General features: G+C 69.9%; 15 protein-coding genes. 13 read left to right on the plus strand and 2 right to left on the minus strand.

Translation table 11 applies throughout. The features are described 5' to 3' along the window. Positions 1 to 45: 45 nt before the first annotated feature. The 4 genes from OV208_RS24310 (at position 46) to OV208_RS24325 (ending at position 6,684) form a co-directional block, all read left to right on the plus strand. Complete coding sequence (locus tag OV208_RS24310) at positions 46 to 1,566, plus strand: FAD/NAD(P)-binding protein (RefSeq protein ID WP_267576264.1); 1,521 nt, start codon at positions 46 to 48, stop codon at positions 1,564 to 1,566. Between the two features lie 172 nt (positions 1,567 to 1,738). After that, positions 1,739 to 3,019 carry a hypothetical protein gene (locus OV208_RS24315; protein WP_267576265.1) on the plus strand — a complete coding sequence of 427 codons (1,281 nt, stop codon included), beginning with the start codon at positions 1,739 to 1,741 and terminating at the stop codon, positions 3,017 to 3,019. A gap of 126 nt (positions 3,020 to 3,145) precedes the next feature. After that, a complete protein-coding gene (locus OV208_RS24320; protein ID WP_267576266.1) occupies positions 3,146 to 5,374 on the plus strand; it encodes a hypothetical protein in 2,229 nt (742 codons plus the stop codon). A gap of 155 nt (positions 5,375 to 5,529) precedes the next feature. Further along, on the plus strand, positions 5,530 to 6,684 hold the full coding sequence (locus OV208_RS24325) for a bestrophin family protein (protein ID WP_267576267.1): 1,155 nt from the start codon (positions 5,530 to 5,532) through the stop codon (positions 6,682 to 6,684). Positions 6,685 to 6,689: 5 nt separating this feature from the next. Here the strand turns inward: OV208_RS24325 and OV208_RS24330 are convergent, their stop codons facing one another. Continuing rightward, entirely contained in the window at positions 6,690 to 7,478 is a 789-nt protein-coding gene (locus tag OV208_RS24330; protein ID WP_267576268.1) for a 2-keto-4-pentenoate hydratase, read from the minus strand. A gap of 193 nt (positions 7,479 to 7,671) precedes the next feature. On the opposite strand from OV208_RS24330, the gene OV208_RS24335 reads away from it, so the two are divergent. From OV208_RS24335 to OV208_RS24375, 9 genes are read left to right on the plus strand one after another with little or no spacing between them, the layout of a single operon-like run. Beyond that, on the plus strand, positions 7,672 to 9,114 hold the full coding sequence (locus OV208_RS24335) for an aldehyde dehydrogenase (RefSeq protein ID WP_267576269.1): 1,443 nt from the start codon (positions 7,672 to 7,674) through the stop codon (positions 9,112 to 9,114). A 26-nt stretch (positions 9,115 to 9,140) separates the two neighbouring features. Next, positions 9,141 to 9,569: a RidA family protein gene (locus OV208_RS24340; protein ID WP_120542578.1), complete on the plus strand. Its 429-nt coding sequence runs from the start codon at positions 9,141 to 9,143 to the stop codon at positions 9,567 to 9,569. A 1-nt stretch (position 9,570) separates the two neighbouring features. Continuing rightward, positions 9,571 to 10,095, plus strand: coding sequence for a 3-hydroxyanthranilate 3,4-dioxygenase (nbaC, locus tag OV208_RS24345; RefSeq protein ID WP_267576270.1), 525 nt, complete (start codon positions 9,571 to 9,573; stop codon positions 10,093 to 10,095). Then, on the plus strand, positions 10,092 to 11,108 hold the full coding sequence (locus OV208_RS24350) for an amidohydrolase family protein (RefSeq protein ID WP_120542580.1): 1,017 nt from the start codon (positions 10,092 to 10,094) through the stop codon (positions 11,106 to 11,108). The genes nbaC and OV208_RS24350 overlap by 4 nt, the downstream gene beginning before the upstream one ends. Further along, a complete protein-coding gene (gene kynU / locus OV208_RS24355; RefSeq protein ID WP_267576271.1) occupies positions 11,105 to 12,382 on the plus strand; it encodes a kynureninase in 1,278 nt (425 codons plus the stop codon). The genes OV208_RS24350 and kynU overlap by 4 nt, the downstream gene beginning before the upstream one ends. Then, positions 12,369 to 13,760, plus strand: a complete 1,392-nt coding sequence (locus OV208_RS24360) for an FAD-dependent oxidoreductase (protein ID WP_267576272.1) — start codon at positions 12,369 to 12,371, stop codon at positions 13,758 to 13,760. The genes kynU and OV208_RS24360 overlap by 14 nt, the downstream gene beginning before the upstream one ends. Further along, complete coding sequence (locus OV208_RS24365; protein ID WP_267576273.1) at positions 13,738 to 14,475, plus strand: SDR family oxidoreductase; 738 nt, start codon at positions 13,738 to 13,740, stop codon at positions 14,473 to 14,475. The genes OV208_RS24360 and OV208_RS24365 overlap by 23 nt, the downstream gene beginning before the upstream one ends. Positions 14,476 to 14,509: 34 nt before the next feature. After that, a complete protein-coding gene (locus OV208_RS24370) occupies positions 14,510 to 14,992 on the plus strand; it encodes a hypothetical protein (RefSeq protein ID WP_267576274.1) in 483 nt (160 codons plus the stop codon). Further along, positions 14,989 to 15,570, plus strand: a complete 582-nt coding sequence (locus OV208_RS24375) for a hypothetical protein (protein WP_267576275.1) — start codon at positions 14,989 to 14,991, stop codon at positions 15,568 to 15,570. Before OV208_RS24370 ends, OV208_RS24375 begins: the two co-directional genes overlap by 4 nt. A 62-nt stretch (positions 15,571 to 15,632) precedes the next feature. Here OV208_RS24375 and OV208_RS24380 read toward each other — a convergent pair whose 3' ends face one another. Further along, positions 15,633 to 15,983, minus strand: coding sequence for a hypothetical protein (locus OV208_RS24380; protein ID WP_267576276.1), 351 nt, complete (start codon positions 15,981 to 15,983; stop codon positions 15,633 to 15,635). Positions 15,984 to 16,116 lie beyond the last annotated feature (133 nt).

A 16,116-nucleotide genomic window follows, 5' to 3' on the forward strand; every position in this document is an offset into this window, starting at 1 on the left:
TCCGGGAGGGATGTCATCCGCGGGGCCCGGCCCTACAATCGTGCGGTGAACTTCCCGCAGGACGTGATCATCATCGGCGCGGGTGCCAGCGGGACGCTGCTGGCGGCCTGCCTCTTGCGCGGCGCCCGTTCGCCCCTGCGCGTGACCCTGGTTGAGAAGGGGGAGCGCATCGGGCGAGGGGTCGCGTACTCCACCACCAGTGCCCGCCACCTGCTCAACGTGCCGGCGGGCCGAATGAGCGCCTGGGTGGAGGATCCCGAACACTTCCTGCGCTGGCTGCGCGCGGAGGCGCCGGACACGCTGGCGTCCGCGTTCGCCGAGCGCCGCCGCTATGGCCAGTACCTGGAGGCGGTGCTGAAGGAGGCCGCGCAGAAGGCCGCATCCGGAGTCCTCCTGGAGACGGTGCACGACGAGGTGACGGCGGCGGTGGACACGGGGAACGGCGTGAAGCTGTCGCTCGCGAGCGGCGCGACGCTGGAGGGGCGGGGCGTGGTGCTGGCCCTGGGCAACGCGCTGCCCGCGGACCTGCGCGTTCCGGACGGCGGGCTGTATGCGAGCGCCCGCCACCACCGCTCGCCGTGGGCGCCCGGGGCGCTGGAAGGCATCGGGCCCGAGGAGGAGGTGCTGCTCATCGGCACGGGCCTCACCATGGTGGACACGGTGCTGTCGCTGGGCGAGCGCGGCCACCGGGGCCGCGTGCACGCGCTGTCCCGGCACGGCCTGCTGCCCCATGCGCACCGCGTTTCGGGAGCGAAGGCCCCCCCCGCCGCGGAGCCGCTGCGCATCCGGGAGCTGCTTCGCTCGGTGCGCCGGGAGATGGACCGCTGTCGCGACGCGGAGACGGCCACCCAGGCCGCGGTGCCCCAGGATGGCGCGGCGCCGTTCAGCACGCTGCGGATCCGCGACGTGCTGCGCGCGATGCGCCAGGAGGTCGACGCGCAGGTGGCGGAGGGCGCGGACTGGCGCGCGGCGGTGGATGCGCTGCGGCCGGTGACGACGCCCCTGTGGCAGCGGCTGCCGTACGCGGAGCGCCAGCGCTTCCTGCGCCACCTGCGCACGCATTGGGAGGTGCACCGCCACCGCATGGCCCCGGAGATCCACGAAACGCTGGAGGGCTGGCTGCGCGATGGGCGGCTGCTGCTGCATTCGGGCCGCGTGCTCGGCTTCGACCTGGCGCCGGGCGCGGTGACGGTCCGCCTGCGTCCCCGGGGACAGCGCGAGGCCCAGGTGCTGCGCGTGGACCACGTCATCAACTGCACCGGCCCCGAATCGAGCCTCTCCTCGCGCAGTCAGCCGCTGCTGCGCGGACTGCTGGAGGCGGGGCTGGCGCGCTCGGACTCGCTGGGCATGGGGCTGGCCACCGCTGGCGACGGCGCGGTGCTCGACTCGAAAGGCCGGCCGTCCTCCCACTTCTTCACCCTGGGGCCGCCCCGCCGGGGGGACCTCTGGGAGACCACCGCCGTGCCGGAGATCCGCACCCAGGCGCGGGACCTGGCGGACCATCTGCTGCGCCACCTGGGCCTGGCCCGCGTCGCGTCCGCGCCTTCACCGGTCGCGCCCTCCTGAAGCGGGCTGCCGTCCGCGCACGGAGCGTGCCTGCCCGGTAGCTGACCTGACAGGCGCCATGACCTGAAAGGCGGGCTCGCCCGCTGGAGGGGCAGTGGCCCGGCCATGCGGGAGGGTGTGGGGCTCCGGGATTCGTGCGACATTCGAGCCCCCCTCTTGGAGTCCCCCTCTGATGGCCCTGAAACGCCCCCTCCCCGCCCTCATGGGAGGCGTGTTGCTGTTCGTCCTCGCGAGCCTCGGGGTGCTCGCATCCCAGCGTCTGAGCACCGACGCCCTGGAGGCGCGGCTCGTGCGCGAGGTGAACACGCTGACGCACGCGGAGCACCCGCGTCCGGCGCATGTCACGCCCCCTCGGGCCGGCACCTTCGGCGCCGCCCTGGAGCCCTGGGTTGCTTCGCTGGTGCGCCCGCCCCATGCGGCGCCTGGCGCGGAGGACGCCGCGCGCTGCGAGGCCGTGACGGAGGGGCGCGTTCCCGTCGCGAACCTGCCCGCCGCGTGCCGTGAAGCGCTGGACCTGGACCGTCCCCTGATGCGGCAGGTGCTCGCCGCCACCCATGCGGAGTCGGGCGGGCTGCCGGAGGAGCTGCGGCCGTTGTCCGGGCCGGATGTGTCGCGGCGCGATGCGCTCGCGCAGGCGTTGCGACGGGTGTTGGAGCAGGCGGCGCTGGAGACGCGGCTGCTCGTGGCCGGGGGCGACGCGGACCAAGCGGTGGACACCTGCGTGGACGCGCTCGCGCTCAGTCGGGAGCTGGCCCTGGGCGGTGGACTCGCCGGGCAGCGGCTGTCCGTGCACGGCTACACGCGCACGTGGCGGGCCTGCGCGGATGCGCTCGACGCGGCCTCCGTGGGCCGCAAGCGAGAGGCGGCCGCGCAGCTCACCCGGCTGCACGAAGGCTTTCCTCCGCTGTCCCTGACGCTGCACGAGGACTCGCTCGCCGCGCAGCTCACCACCTTCCGCGACCTGCTGTCCGACGATGCCCGGTCCCTGCTGCCTGTCGCCTGGATGGACGCGCCATCCCTGCCGGGTGCCCTGTCGCGGCGGCTCCAGTGGCGGCAGTGGGTGGCGGACTCCGATCGCCTGCGCGCAGTGGTGGACATGCCCGTGGAAGCGCGCCGCCGGGCCATGAGCGCCCTGGACGCCCGGAAGGCCCAGGAGCACTTCCGGCAGGAGGAAGCCGTGTCGGCGCGCCTGTCCTCCGAGGACATGGAGGCGATGGACCTGCGCGCGCTGCGCTCCGAGGCCCTCATCGCCCTGGCGGAAGTCGACGCGGAGCGGGCGGAGAAGGGCCAGTGGCCCAAGGCGCTCGCCACGAAGACGGCCTCGCTCGTGCTGGAGTCGGTGGATGCGTCCCAGGCCATCATCCGCTCGTGCGTGCGGGGCCTGACGCCCGAGGCCCTCCTCCTGAACGCCGACGCCCCGGCCACGCCCCAGCAGGCCCGCGAACAGCCCTGAAGCCCTCCGCCTCCGGCGCGGACCCACCCCCTCCAGGGGATCGTCCGCGCCCGCTTCACGTCCGGCCTCCACGGACAGGGCGGCCATGTACGATGCGACTTTCCGTGACCGCGGGAGACATCTGTCATGGCGTGGAAGCTGGTGCTGCTGGACGAAGTGTCGAAGGTGCTGCCGGACGCGCCGCTCAAGGGCTCCGACATCCGGGTGGAGCTGCCCAACGCCAGCTACGCGCTGCCCTCCGGCCAGAAGCTGGGCCCGCTGACCTTCGCGTTCGACGTGTCCGCCAAGGGTTTCATTGAAGGCTATGACGCCCCGGCGGACGTGGACGCAGCGGGCGTGGTGGGCGAGGCCTCCAGCGAACCGGAGCGGCTGTCCCCGCCGCTCGTCTTCGGCGACGACCAGGCGTGGCTCAAGTACGCGGTGGAGGCGCGCGTGAAGGCGGAGGTCGGCTTCCCGCTGCCGTACGTAGCGCTGGCGGCCAACGGGGACGTGCGCGTGCTGCTCGCGGACTACCACCGGCACACCCAGGACACGAACGCGCGGGCCGCGCTGAAGGCGGACGCTGGCGAGCTCCGGCTGCCCCTGCTCACGTCGTCGCTTTCGAAGCTGGGCGTCGGGGACGCCATCTCCTTCCAGGCGCGCGGCGAGCTGTCCGTCACGGCGACGCTGGACTGGACGGACGTCTACACCACCAACCTCCAGGCGCTGACGAAGCTGCTGTCCGCCAGCACGATGGTCGCCTTCGAGGCCAAGGCGGGCGCCACCGTGTCCGCGAAGGTGAAGGTGACGGACGACTACGCGGTCATCTTCTCCCGCCCGGAGGCAGGGAAGATCCGCGTGCAGGTGAAGAAGGTCGTGGCCCGCGAGGCCGGCGTGACGGCCGACCTCCACGTGGAGGCGACCCTCACCGACCCGGCCGCCGCGCTCACGCAGGTGGAGCGCATCCTCGAAGGGCTGTTGTCGGTGCCGCTCGCCGCCTTCGAATCGCTGATGACGAAGCTGGAGACGCACACCCTGTCGGAAGCCGAGACGAAGGTGCTGCGCATCGTGCTGGACCGCCTGGGCTTCCAGGAGCTGGAGGCCGCCCCCACGGCGCTGCGCCAGGCGTGGGAGAAGCTGCGCACGGAGGCCCGCGCGAAGGTCCAGGCCCTGGCGGAGGCGAAGTTCGCCGCGGGCTTCCGCTACGAATACCTGCGCCTGCGCGAGCAGACGACGCTCTTGTCCACCGTCTGCTCCGACGCCCAGGCCCAGACCCTGCACCCGATGCTGGTGGGCGGCGACATGTCCCGCGCGATGCAGCGCATGCAGGCCGAAGGAATGACGCTGGAGCAGTGCCTGCTCAAGGAGGTCTCCAAGGAGTCTCAGGCGTGGGGCTTCTCGCTGCGGCTGGGAAGCTGGGCGCTGGGCGGCAACGACGAGCGCAACCTCACCCAGGTGGTGCAGCGCAACAGCCTGGAGAAGGAAGCGCCCCAGCGCATCTCCTTCCTGGGCGTGCGGCGCTACACCGGCACGCTGCTCACGCCGTACGCGCACTGGACCGCGGACTTCAAGGCGGACATGTCCGAGTTCCGCAAGTCGCCCACCGTGGCGGACTTCGACCTGGGCCTGTACCTGCTCCTGCGCCGCGACGCGCGCAAGCGGAGCGAGGACGACCTGCGCCAGTCCATTGACGAGGCCATCGTCTGGGGCGCGCTGGATGACGCGGAAGAGGAGGAGGTCCTCAAGCGCATCCGCGAGGCCTCGGGCGGAAAGGCCATCGAGACGCGGGTGGAGCTGAAGCTGGACAACCGGACGCTGCGCGACGTCATCACCCACGCGGCGGATGCGGACGCGCCGACCGTCTTCGCGCGCGCGCTGGCCCGGGCGCTGCCCTGGTACTCCGTGCCCAGCCGCGACCGTCCCGCCGTGCGCGAGTCCGTGTACACGGGCCTCTGGCGGGCATACCTGGACCAGAACTGGTCCGCGTCCGACGCGGCGAAGACGGCCGCAGCGACGCTGAAGAACCATCCGCTCGTGGGGCTCTTCGCGCACACGGAGGGGCAGCTGGGCAACAGCATGCTGACGTTCGCGGAGGTCATCCAGAAGAACCCCGGCACGGTGTCCAAGTGGCGCGACCTGCGCGCGGGCCTGCTGGACCTGCGCAACAACGAGCAGCGCTCCCCGTCCATCTTCGCGGGCGCGTTCAAGGCCCTGTCGCAGTCGTGGGCGCAGTCCTTCCACCTGAAGGCGTCCGGCGCGTTCTTCCTGGAGCTGGCATCGCGCGGTGGCAACGGCCTCGCGACGGTGGAGCGCACCTTCACCGTGACGGTGCCTGACACCGGCGTGAGCATCGTCTTCTCCAAGTCGCGGGCCTGAAGGCTTTCGTTGGGTTCCGCACGCTCCCCTGCGTGCGGAACCCCGCGGGGCCAGCCGATGGACGCGGAAGCAACGCGCCGCATTGCCAGTGTGACAGTGCGGCACTACATCCCGGGCCGCACCGGGCTCTCTCCCCGGCAAGGAGTGCCCGCGCGATGATCGTCGGTCGGATGTTGTCCTGGCGGATCGTCCTTCGCTACACGGGCCTGCCCGTCGCGCTCCACGTCGTCCTCGCGCTCGCCATCGCCCTTGGCTACGAGGTGATGGGCGCGAAGTGGCTGTCGGTGCCCGCGCTGCCGGTGACGGTGCTCGCGGCGGCATTGGGCGTACTGCTCGCCTTCCGCAACAACTCCGCCTACGAGCGCTGGTGGGAAGCGCGCACCCTCTGGGGCGGAATCGTCAACTCCTCCCGCACCCTGGCCCGGCAGGTCATCACCTTCCTGCCTGCGCCCCGGGCCCATCGCAGCGACGGCACCCTGGAGACGCCTTCCTCCGCGTCCCGGCTGGTGCAGATGGCGGTGCAGCCGGAAGGCCCCGCGTTGGCGCCCCTCTGGGCCCAGGTGGGCGACGGCGCGGTGCGGGACCAGTTCGGCAAGGCGCGCGACCTGCGCAAGCCGGGCGCCCCGCGCGCGGTCCTGGCCACGTTCGACCATCCGCCAGCCGACTGGGAGCATCCCCGGGGCGTCATCACCGGCGTGTTCGAGGGCATCACCGAGGACGCCCGCGAGCTCATCTACGCGCAGATCGGCTTCGTGAACGCGCTGCGCTGCCACCTGCGCCGGCAGGATCCTTTCCCGGAGATCACGCCCTTCTTCCGGCCGTCGATGCAGGAGGCGCTGCGCGACGAACAGAACGTGCCCGCCGCCATCCTCTTGTGGATGTCCACGCGCATGCGCCGCGTCTACAGCGACATCGAACACCCGGAGAAGATCTACCTGCGCGTCGCCATGGACGAGACGCTCACCGACCTGACCAACCACCTGGGTGCGTGCGAGCGCATCAAGAACACGCCCCTGCCGCGCCAGTACGACATCCTTCCGCACGCCATGGTGCGCGCCTACCTCACCATGCTTCCCCTGGGCGTCGTCGCGGACCTGGGAGTGCTCACGCCGCTCGTCACCGCCATCATCGCGTTCCTCTTCATCGCGATGGACGCGGTGGGCCGCGACGTGGAGGACCCGTTCGAGGACGGCGTCAGCGACACGCCCATGACGGCGCTGTGCCGCACCATCGAAATCAACCTGCGGCAGATGCTGGGCGAGACCGAATTGCCCCCGCCCCTCCAGCCCAGGGACGGCGTGCTGTACTGACGGCCCTACTCCCGGGCCGTCACCTCCACCGTGCCCAGGCCGTCCACGGTGAGCTTCACGTGGTCGCCCGGCTTCATGAGGTACGCGGCGGTGGCCGCGCCCGACAGCACCAGACTCCCCGCGGGCAGCACCTCGCCGCGCTCCGCGAGCAGCGCGCACAACTGGATGAGGGACACCACCGGGTCCCCGGAGATGGCGTCCGAGCGCGCCTCGCCCTCCACCTTGCCGTTCACCTCCATGCGCATCTGGAGCTTCGTCAGGTCCAGGTCGCGCACGCCGCGCTCCGTGGTGCCGGGCACGAAGAGCGACGACGACGCGTTGTCCGCCACCACGTCCGGCAGGCTGAAGTACTTGAAGCCCACGAAGCGCGAGTCCAGCACCTCCATGGCCGCAAACACCGCCGAGCACGCGTCCAGCACCTCGTCGCGCGTCACGGTGCCCTTCAATTCCTTCGACGTACGGAAGGCGATCTCCGGTTCGATGCGGGGATGGATGCCTGCGTTCACATGCACCACGCCGCCCGCCGGCACGAGCATCCGGTCCGTCAGCACGCCGAAGATGGGCGAGCCCAGGTTCATCTGCTGGCGCTTCGCCTCGGAGGTGAAGCCCATCTTCAGGCCCACGCGCCGCTCGCCCTGCGCCTCGCGCAGCCGGATGCCCTGCGCCTGCACCGCGTAGCCGTCCGGCACGGAGAGGTTCGGGTGCGCGTGCGTCAGCGGGGGGATTTCGCGCCGCTCTCGCCGCGCCGCGTCCAGGGTCTGTGCCAGGGTCATCACGTCCGCTGTCGAAGTCATGTCCGGATCCTTTCTCTGCCCAACCTGTAATTCCACCGGCCAGGTTCACGGGCGGAATGGGGCTGGCAGCATCCGGGAGGCACGACGGCCACGCAAGCGAGCGCCACCCGACGGATGCGCTCGGAATCCTGGAGGCGGTGGACGGGCGCGGCATAGATTCCCGCGCGTCGTGACTCCCCAGGAGGGCGCTGCCTTGGAGAAGGTCCTCAACTACATCGGTGGCGAGCTGGTGCCCGCAGCGGGTGGCCAGTGGCTGGACAAGCCGGAGCCGGCGACGGGCGCGCTGTACGCGCACGTGCCGGACTCGCACGAGGCGGACGTGAACTCCGCCGTGGAGGCCGCCAGCCGGGCGTTCCCCGCCTGGTCCGCACTGCCGGCGTCGGAGCGCTCGCGGATGTTGCGGCGCATCGCGGGCCTCATCCATGAACGCCTGGACGCCTTCGCGCGGGCGGAGTCCATCGACACGGGCAAGCCGCTGTCGGTGGCGCGCACGGTGGACATCCCGCGCAGCGTGCTCAACTTCGAGTTCTTCGCCGACGCGGCGACGCAGTTCGCAAGCGAGGCCCACGCCATGGACGGCGTGGCGCTCAACTACACGCTGCGCTCGCCGCTGGGCGTCGTGGGCTGCATCTCCCCGTGGAACCTGCCGCTGTACCTGCTCACGTGGAAGATCGCCCCCGCGCTCGCCATCGGGAACTGCGTGGTGGCGAAGCCGTCGGAGGTGACGCCGATGACGGCGTTCCTCCTGTCGCAGGTGTGCCGCGACGCGGGCCTGCCGCCCGGTGTGCTCAACCTCGTCCATGGCCTGGGGCCCAACGTGGGCGGACCGCTCACGCGCCATCCGGACGTCAGCGCCATCTCCTTCACCGGCAGCACGCGCACCGGCGCCGAAATCGCCCGCGTGGCCGCGCCCGTCTTCAAGAAGCTGTCGCTGGAGATGGGCGGCAAGAACCCCAACGTCATCTTCGCGGACTGCGACTTCGACGAAGCGCTGGCCACCACGCTGCGCTCCTCGTTCGCCAATCAAGGGCAGATCTGCCTGTGCGGTCCGCGCATCTTCGTGCAGCGGCCCCTCTACGCGCGCTTCAAGGAAGCGCTGGTCGCGCGCACCAAGGCCCTCAAGGTGGGGGACCCGCTGGTGGAGGGCACCGACCAGGGCGCGCTGGTGTCGCGCGAGCACTTCGAGAAGGTGCTGGGCTACATCGACCTCGCGAAGCAGGAGGGCGGCCACGTGCTCACCGGAGGCCAGCGCGCGAAGGTGCCCGGCCGCTGTGAGAACGGCTGGTTCGTGGAGCCCACGCTGGTGGAGGGCCTGTCGCCCGCGTGCCGCACCAACCAGGAAGAGATCTTCGGCCCGGTGGCCACGCTCATGCCCTTCGACGACGAGGAGGAGGTGCTCGCGTGGGCCAACTCCACGCGCTATGGACTTGCCGCCAGCGTGTGGACGAAGGACCTGACGCGCGCGCACCGGTTCGCCTCGCGGCTGCACAGCGGCATCGTCTGGGTGAACACCTGGATGCTGCGCGACTTGCGCACGCCGTTCGGCGGGGTGAAGGACTCGGGCGTGGGCCGCGAGGGCGGCTGGGACGCGCTGCGCTTCTTCACCGAACCCAAGAACGTCTGCATCAAGCTTTAGAAGCCCTGCTGCCCCTGGAGCAACGCGTGAGCGCTGGCGAGCGGATCGATTCGAAGAAGGCCCCGGAGCCCGTCGGGCTCTACCCGCACGCGCGCCGTGTGGGCAACTTGTTGTTCCTCTCCGGCGTGGGCCCGCGTGAGCGCGGCAGCAAGGCCATCCCGGGCGTGGAGCTGGATGCCGGAGGCAACATCGTCTCGTACGACATCGAGACGCAGTGCCATTCGGTGTTCCGCAACGTGCGCTACATCCTGGAGGACGCGGGCTCGTCGTGGGACCGGCTGGTGGACGTGACGGTGTACCTCACGGACATGAAGAAGGACTTCCCCACGTACAACCGGCTGTGGGCGGAGTACTTCAAGGATGACCCGCCGTGCCGCACCACGCTGGAAATCAACCGGCTGCCCACGCCCATCGCCATTGAACTCAAGTGCATCGCCACCATTGGAGACGTGTGACATGGGACGACTGACCCCCATCAACTTCAAGAAGTGGATCGACGAACACCGTCCGCTGCTCAAGCCGCCCGTCGGCAACCAGCAGGTGTGGGCGGACCGGGACTTCATGGTCACCGTGGTGGGCGGGCCCAACTCGCGCACGGACTTCCACGTCAACGAGGGCGAGGAGTTCTTCTACCAGCTCGAAGGCGACATCACCCTGCGCGTCATCGACGAGGGGCAGGTGCAGGACATCCCCATCCTCGAAGGAGAAATCTTCCTCCTGCCGCCCAAGGTGCCGCACTCGCCGCAGCGCCCCGCCGGCACCATCGGACTGGTGCTGGAGCGCCGCCGTCAGCCGCAGGAGTTGGATTCGTTCCTCTGGCTGTGCCCGAAGTGCGGCGAGAAGCTCTATGAGGAATCGCTGCACGTCACGAATCTGGTGACGCAGTTGCCGCCGGTGTTCGAGCACTTCTACGGCGACCCCGAGCACTGCACCTGCAAGCAATGCGGCACGAAGGTGACGCGGGGTGGTGCGCCCAAGTGAAGGTCGATATCCACACGCACCTGCTGCCCCCGGAGATGCCCCGCTTCGCCGAGCGCTTCGGCTACGGCGGCTTCATCACCCTGGACCATCACGCCCCGTGCCGTGCGCGGATGCTGCGGGATGACGGGAAGTTCTTCCGCGAAATCGAGAGCAACTGCTGGGACCCCAAGCAGCGCGTCGTGGAGTGCGACGCGCACGGCGTCCAGGTGCAGGTGCTGTCCACGGTGCCGGTGCTGTTCAGCTATTGGGCGAAGCCCGAGCACGGTCTGGAGGTGGCGCGCTTCCTCAACGACCACCTGGCCTCCGCCGTGGCCACAGCGCCCAGGCGCTTCGTGGGCCTGGGCACGGTGCCGCTCCAATCCACCGACCTGGCGGTCAAGGAATTGGAGCGCTGCGTGCGCACGCTGGGCTTCGCGGGCGTGCAGATTGGCAGCCACGTCAACGACCTGAACCTGAGTGACCCGGCCCTCTTCCCCTTCTTCCAGGCGGCGAGCGACCTGGGCGCCGCCGTCTTCGTGCACCCGTGGGACATGATGGGTGAGGCGAAGATGGCGAAGTACTGGCTGCCGTGGCTGGTGGGCATGCCGGCGGAGGTGTCGCTGGCCATCTGCTCGCTCATCTTCGGCGGGGTGATGGAGCGGCTGCCGAAGCTGCGGCTCGCGTTCGCGCACGGCGGCGGCGCGTTCCCCGGCACGATTGGCCGCATCCAGCACGGCTTCGAGGTGCGCCCGGACCTGGTCGCGGTGGACAACCCGGTGGCGCCGCGTGACTACCTGGGGCGCTTCTGGGTGGACTCGCTGGTGCATGACGCGGAGGCGCTGCGCGCCATCGTGAAGCTGTTCGGCGCGGACAAGGTGGCGCTGGGCAGTGACTATCCCTTCCCGCTGGGCGAGGACCGGCCCGGCACGCTCATTGAATCCCTGACGGACCTGGAGCCGCCGGTGCGCGACCGGCTGCTCTTTCGCAACGCCCTGGAGTGGCTGGGGCGTTCGCACGAGGACTTCGCACCATGACGGCCCCTGTCTACGAGAGCACCGACGCCTTCGCGCACACCCTGGATGCCGAGGATCCGCTGCGGCCCTTCCGCGACGAATTCCTGCTGCTGTCCAGTCCCTCCGGGGCTCCGGCCATCTACCTCGCGGGCAACTCGCTGGGCCTCCAGCCGCGCAAGGCGCGCAAGTACGTGCACCAGGAGATGGAGGACTGGGAGCGGCTGGGCGTGGAGGGCCACGTGCACGGCCGTCACCCGTGGCTGCCGTACCACGAGCTGCTCACCGGACAGGTGGCGCGGCTGGTGGGCGCTCGGCCCCAGGAAGTCGTGGTGATGAACACCCTGTCGGTGAACCTGCACCTGATGATGGTGTCGTTCTACCGACCCACGCGCGAGCGCTTCAAGATCCTCATCGAAGGCAACGCCTTCCCGTCGGACCAGTACGCGGTGGCGTCCCAGGCGCGCTTCCACGGCTACGACCCGAAGGAGGCCATCGTCCGGCTGATGCCGCGCGAGGGCGAGGAGACGCTGCGCCCCGAGGACATCCTCGAAGCGGTGGAGCGGCACGGCAAGCAGGTCGCGCTGGTGATGCTGGGCAGCGTGAACTACCTCACCGGGCAGGCGTTCGACATCGGGGCCATCACCCGCGTGGCGCACGCGCAGGGCTGCAAGGTGGGCTTCGACCTGGCGCACGGCGCGGGCAACCTCAAGTTCTCCCTGCACGACGACGGGCCGGACTTCGCGGTGTGGTGTTCGTACAAGTACCTCAACGGCGGACCGGGGAGCCTGGGCGGCGTGTTCGTGCACGAGCGGCACGCGCACTCGCCGGACCTGCCGCGCTTCGAGGGCTGGTGGGGCCACAACAAGGCCACCCGCTTCGAGATGGGCCCCACGTTCGACCCGCTGCCGGGCGCGGAAGGCTGGCAGTTGTCCAACCCGCCCATCTTCCAGTTGGCCGCGCTGCGGGCGTCCCTGGAGCTGTTCGACAAGGCGACGATGGAGGCGGTGCGCGCGAAGAGCGAGAAGCTCACCGGCTTCATGGAGTTCCTGCTGAACCGGCTGCCCGAAGGGTTCGTGACCATCACCACGCCGAATGACCCCAAGCAGCGGGGGGCGCAGCTCTCCCTTCGCTTCAAGGGCGAACCGAAGCGCCTGTTGGGGCGGCTGTCGGCGGCGGGCATCATCTGTGACTTCCGCGAGCCAGACATCATCCGCGCCGCGCCCGCGCCCCTCTACAACACGTACGTGGATGTCTTCCGCTTCGTGCGGACCCTGGAAGCCCATGTCCTCGAATGAGCCGAAGCTGACGGTGGTAGGGGCGGGCCTCGTCGGCTCGCTGCTGTCGCTGTACCTGGCCCGCCGGGGCCACACGGTGGAGGTGCTGGAGCGCCGGCCGGACATGCGCCGCGAGACGCTGGACGCGGGGCGCTCCATCAACCTGGCCATCTCCACGCGCGGCCTGCATGCGCTCAGGCAGGTGGGGCTGGAGGAGGAGGCGCTGAAGCACGCCATTCCCATGCGGGGCCGGGTCATCCACCCGGTGAAGGGCGAGCTGGCGTATCAGCCCTACGGCAAGGACGACTCCCAGCACATCAACTCGCTGTCGCGGGGCTGGTTGAACCAGTTCCTGATGACACGCGCGGAAGAGACGGGGCGCGTGACGCTCCGCTTCCGGCAGCGGGTCACCCAGGCCGACGTGACGGCGGGGACACTGACGGTGCTGGACGAGGCCACGGGCGACTCGCGAGAGGTGCGCGACGCGGTGGTGTTCGGCACGGACGGCTCCGGTTCGGCGGTGCGGCAGGCGATGCAGCCGCGACCGGAGTTCCATGCGACGCAGGAGACGCTGGGGCACGGCTACAAGGAGCTGACGATTCCGCCGGGGCCCGGTGGCGGCTTCCAGATGGAGAAGCACGCGCTGCACATCTGGCCGCGCGGCGCGTTCATGCTCATCGCGCTGCCCAACGAGGACGGCAGCTTCACCTGCACGCTGTTCCTGCCGTGGAAGGGGCCGCTGAGCTTCGCGGCGCTGGAGACGCCCGCCGCGCTGGAGGCGTTCTTCCAGGAGCAGTTCCCGGACGCGAAGGCGTTGATTCCCGGGCTGGTGGAGGAGTTCTTCGCCCGGCCCACCGGGCACATGGTGACGGTGAAGTGCGCACCGTGGCGGGCGGGCGGACGCACGCTGCTGCTGGGCGACGCGGCGCACGCGATGGTGCCCTTCTACGGGCAGGGGATGAACTGCGGCTTCGAGGACTGCGTGGTGCTGGACTCGCTCCTGGCGAAGCAGCAGGACTGGGAGGAGGCATTCCAGGCGTTCGAGAAGCTGCGCAAGACGAACGCGGACGCCATCGCGGACATGGCGGTGGAGAACTTCATCGAGATGCGCGACAGCACGGGCGACCCGCGCTTCCTGTTGGAGAAGGGCGTGGAGAAGGTGTTGCTCAATGCCTTCCCGGGGGAGTTCGTCAGCCGCTACTCGCTGGTGAGCTTCAGCCGCGTACCCTACCGGCTGGCGTACGAGGTGGGCGTCATCGCGGGCGGCATCGTGGCGGAGCTGTCCCAGGGGCTGAAGCGCCCCGAGGACGTGGACCTGGACGCGGCGGCGAAGCTCATCCGCGGCCGGCTGACCCCTTTCATGAAGGAGCACGCGGATGGATTTCGGTCTGAAGGGTAGACGGGCGCTGGTGACGGGAGCTTCCTCGGGACTGGGGCGCGCCATCGCGGAGACGCTGGTGAAGGAGCGCGCGACAGTGGCCATCTCCTCGCGCGGCGGGGACAAGTTGGAGAAGGCGGCGAAGGAGCTGGGCGCGGCGCTGGCGGTGCCTTGTGACCTGACGCAGGCGGGCACGGCGCGCGAGCTGGTGCGCACCGTGACGGAGAAGCTGGGCGGCCTGGACGTGCTGGTGGTGAACGCGGGCGGGCCTCCGGCGGGCGGGTTCGAGGCCATCACTGGCGAACAATGGCAGACGGGCTTCCAGAGCCTGTGGCTGTCCACGGTGGATGCGATCCAGGCTGCGCTGCCGGGCATGAAGGCGCAGGGCTGGGGCCGCATCGTGCTGGTGACGTCCACGGCGGCCCGCGAGGCGATGAGCAACCTCACGGTGTCCAACGGCCTGCGCGCGGGATTGCTGGGATTGGTGAAGAGCCTGAGCAATGAAGTGGGGCCGTATGGCATCACGGTGAACGCGGCGCTGCCGGGCTACCACGCGACGGACCGGATGAAGGACCTGGGCCTGTCGGACGAGAAGGTGGCGCCGAACATCCCCGCGCGGCGGCTGGGAAGGCCGGAGGAGTTCGCGGCGCTGGTGACGTTCCTGGCGTCGGAGCCGGCCGCGTATATCAGCGGACAGTCCATCGCCTGTGACGGTGGAGCGCTGCGCGGGTTCTGAGGTGTGCTCCGTGTCTTCCCGGGGGGGGAAAGACATGGACGCGACGTTACGGGCGCGGGCGGTGCTCGCGGTGGTGTCGTGGTGGATGACGGGCTGCATGGCCACGAGCACCGTCGTGGAGGGCAGGCTTCAGCCCAAGCACTTCAAGTTCGTTGACATCGTGGAGCAGACGGAGCCAGGGGCGGGAGGCTGGCGAGCGGCCTGTGTGCGGGTGCCGCTGCGGCGCGATACAGGTGAGGTGTTCATGTGCCAGTTGGGCGTCGAGGAGCCCATGGAAACGAGCCGCTTGGGCCCCATCTCCTTGCCGCTGGCCCAACGCATCTCAGCGGACTGCGCGAACCTGGCGGCCCAGAAGGTGTTCAGCGCGACCACGCCCGTGACCGCACTGGGCCTCGCGTGCATGGAGTTCAGGAACACCTTTAAGGTTGCGCTCTTCGGGGCCATCCGTGGTTCGCGCGTCAGCATGGAATGCCGAAGCGAAACCATCCCCGTCGAGCCCAGGTTCAAGAAGCCATGAGCCCTTCTGCCCAAGAGCTGCTCGCGATCGCTCGCCATTATTGGCGTGACGACGATCTCTATGACTTCCGGCTCGACCACAGCCCTGAGTACTCCCGTTACGAAGCGCTATGGAAGGAGAAGCGCAAGGAGTTCGACCGCTGGCTGGCCTTGATGAGGCAACTCAAGCAGGCGTTCCCGGATTGCGACGTCTGGGATTACACCCCGCCCTCCGCGAACCCGGCCTTCGGTGTGATCGTCGCCCCGCCGAATGAGAAGACCCTACGGGGTCCCCAGCTTGAGTGGCGGGTCGTCGGTTACCTGAGCATCCTGGCTCCGGTCTACACCGTGCACTGCGTCCGCCATGAGGTCTATGGGCAGCACCACACGGACTCCAAGGTGTTCCTGGGGCCCACCCCCCTGGAACTGCAAGGCATCGCCGACGTCATCGCCCAGCGCATCGAGGCGGACTACGGCGCCACCGCCCTTCCGCTCGACATCGCCCAGACGCCCGTCCCCCTCTACGTCCACTTCATGAGGCCGCCCCAGACGACCCTCTTCCACGCCCTCTTCTCCTCCGAGCCCTGGAACATCTTCTGACCACCGGAGGGTGCGACGGGAGCCCGCTGTAACCTCACGGGCCCCCGCACGCGTCAGGACGCTCAGCCGCCCTTGACGATGTCCCCGGCGCGGGACTCGCCGCTGGCCGTCACGCTGGCCGTGGTGAACTGGGACGCGAAGTGGCCGAGCAGCGTCTCCAGGAAACGCCCGTGGTACGCGGCGTAGGCCTCCGTCGAGATGGCCTTGTCCTTCTGCGCGCTGATGGTGAAGACCACGCCCGCGCCCGGCACCAGCGTGGGCCGGAACCAGGCCTGGTTCGCCAGCGACGCCTCGGAGGACGTCACGTCGCCCTCCGCGTCGTAGGCCCAGCCCGCCACCTTCTTGGAAGCCACCGCGCTCTTGATTCCGTCAATCAAGCCCTGCGGGTCCGTCGTCGTCACGAAGATCGCCATGTGCGTACTCCTTGGTTGGGTGTCCGAGACCTTCAACCCGCTCCCCGGAACGATCCAGTTCCTGGAAGCGGGGCCGTCCCGCCCCTTGCGACGCACCGGGTCGGGCATTCCCCGCACTAACAGACCAGCCAGA

Source organism: Corallococcus sp. bb12-1, assembly GCF_026626765.1.
GTDB classification, from domain to species: Bacteria; Myxococcota; Myxococcia; order Myxococcales; family Myxococcaceae; genus Corallococcus; species Corallococcus terminator.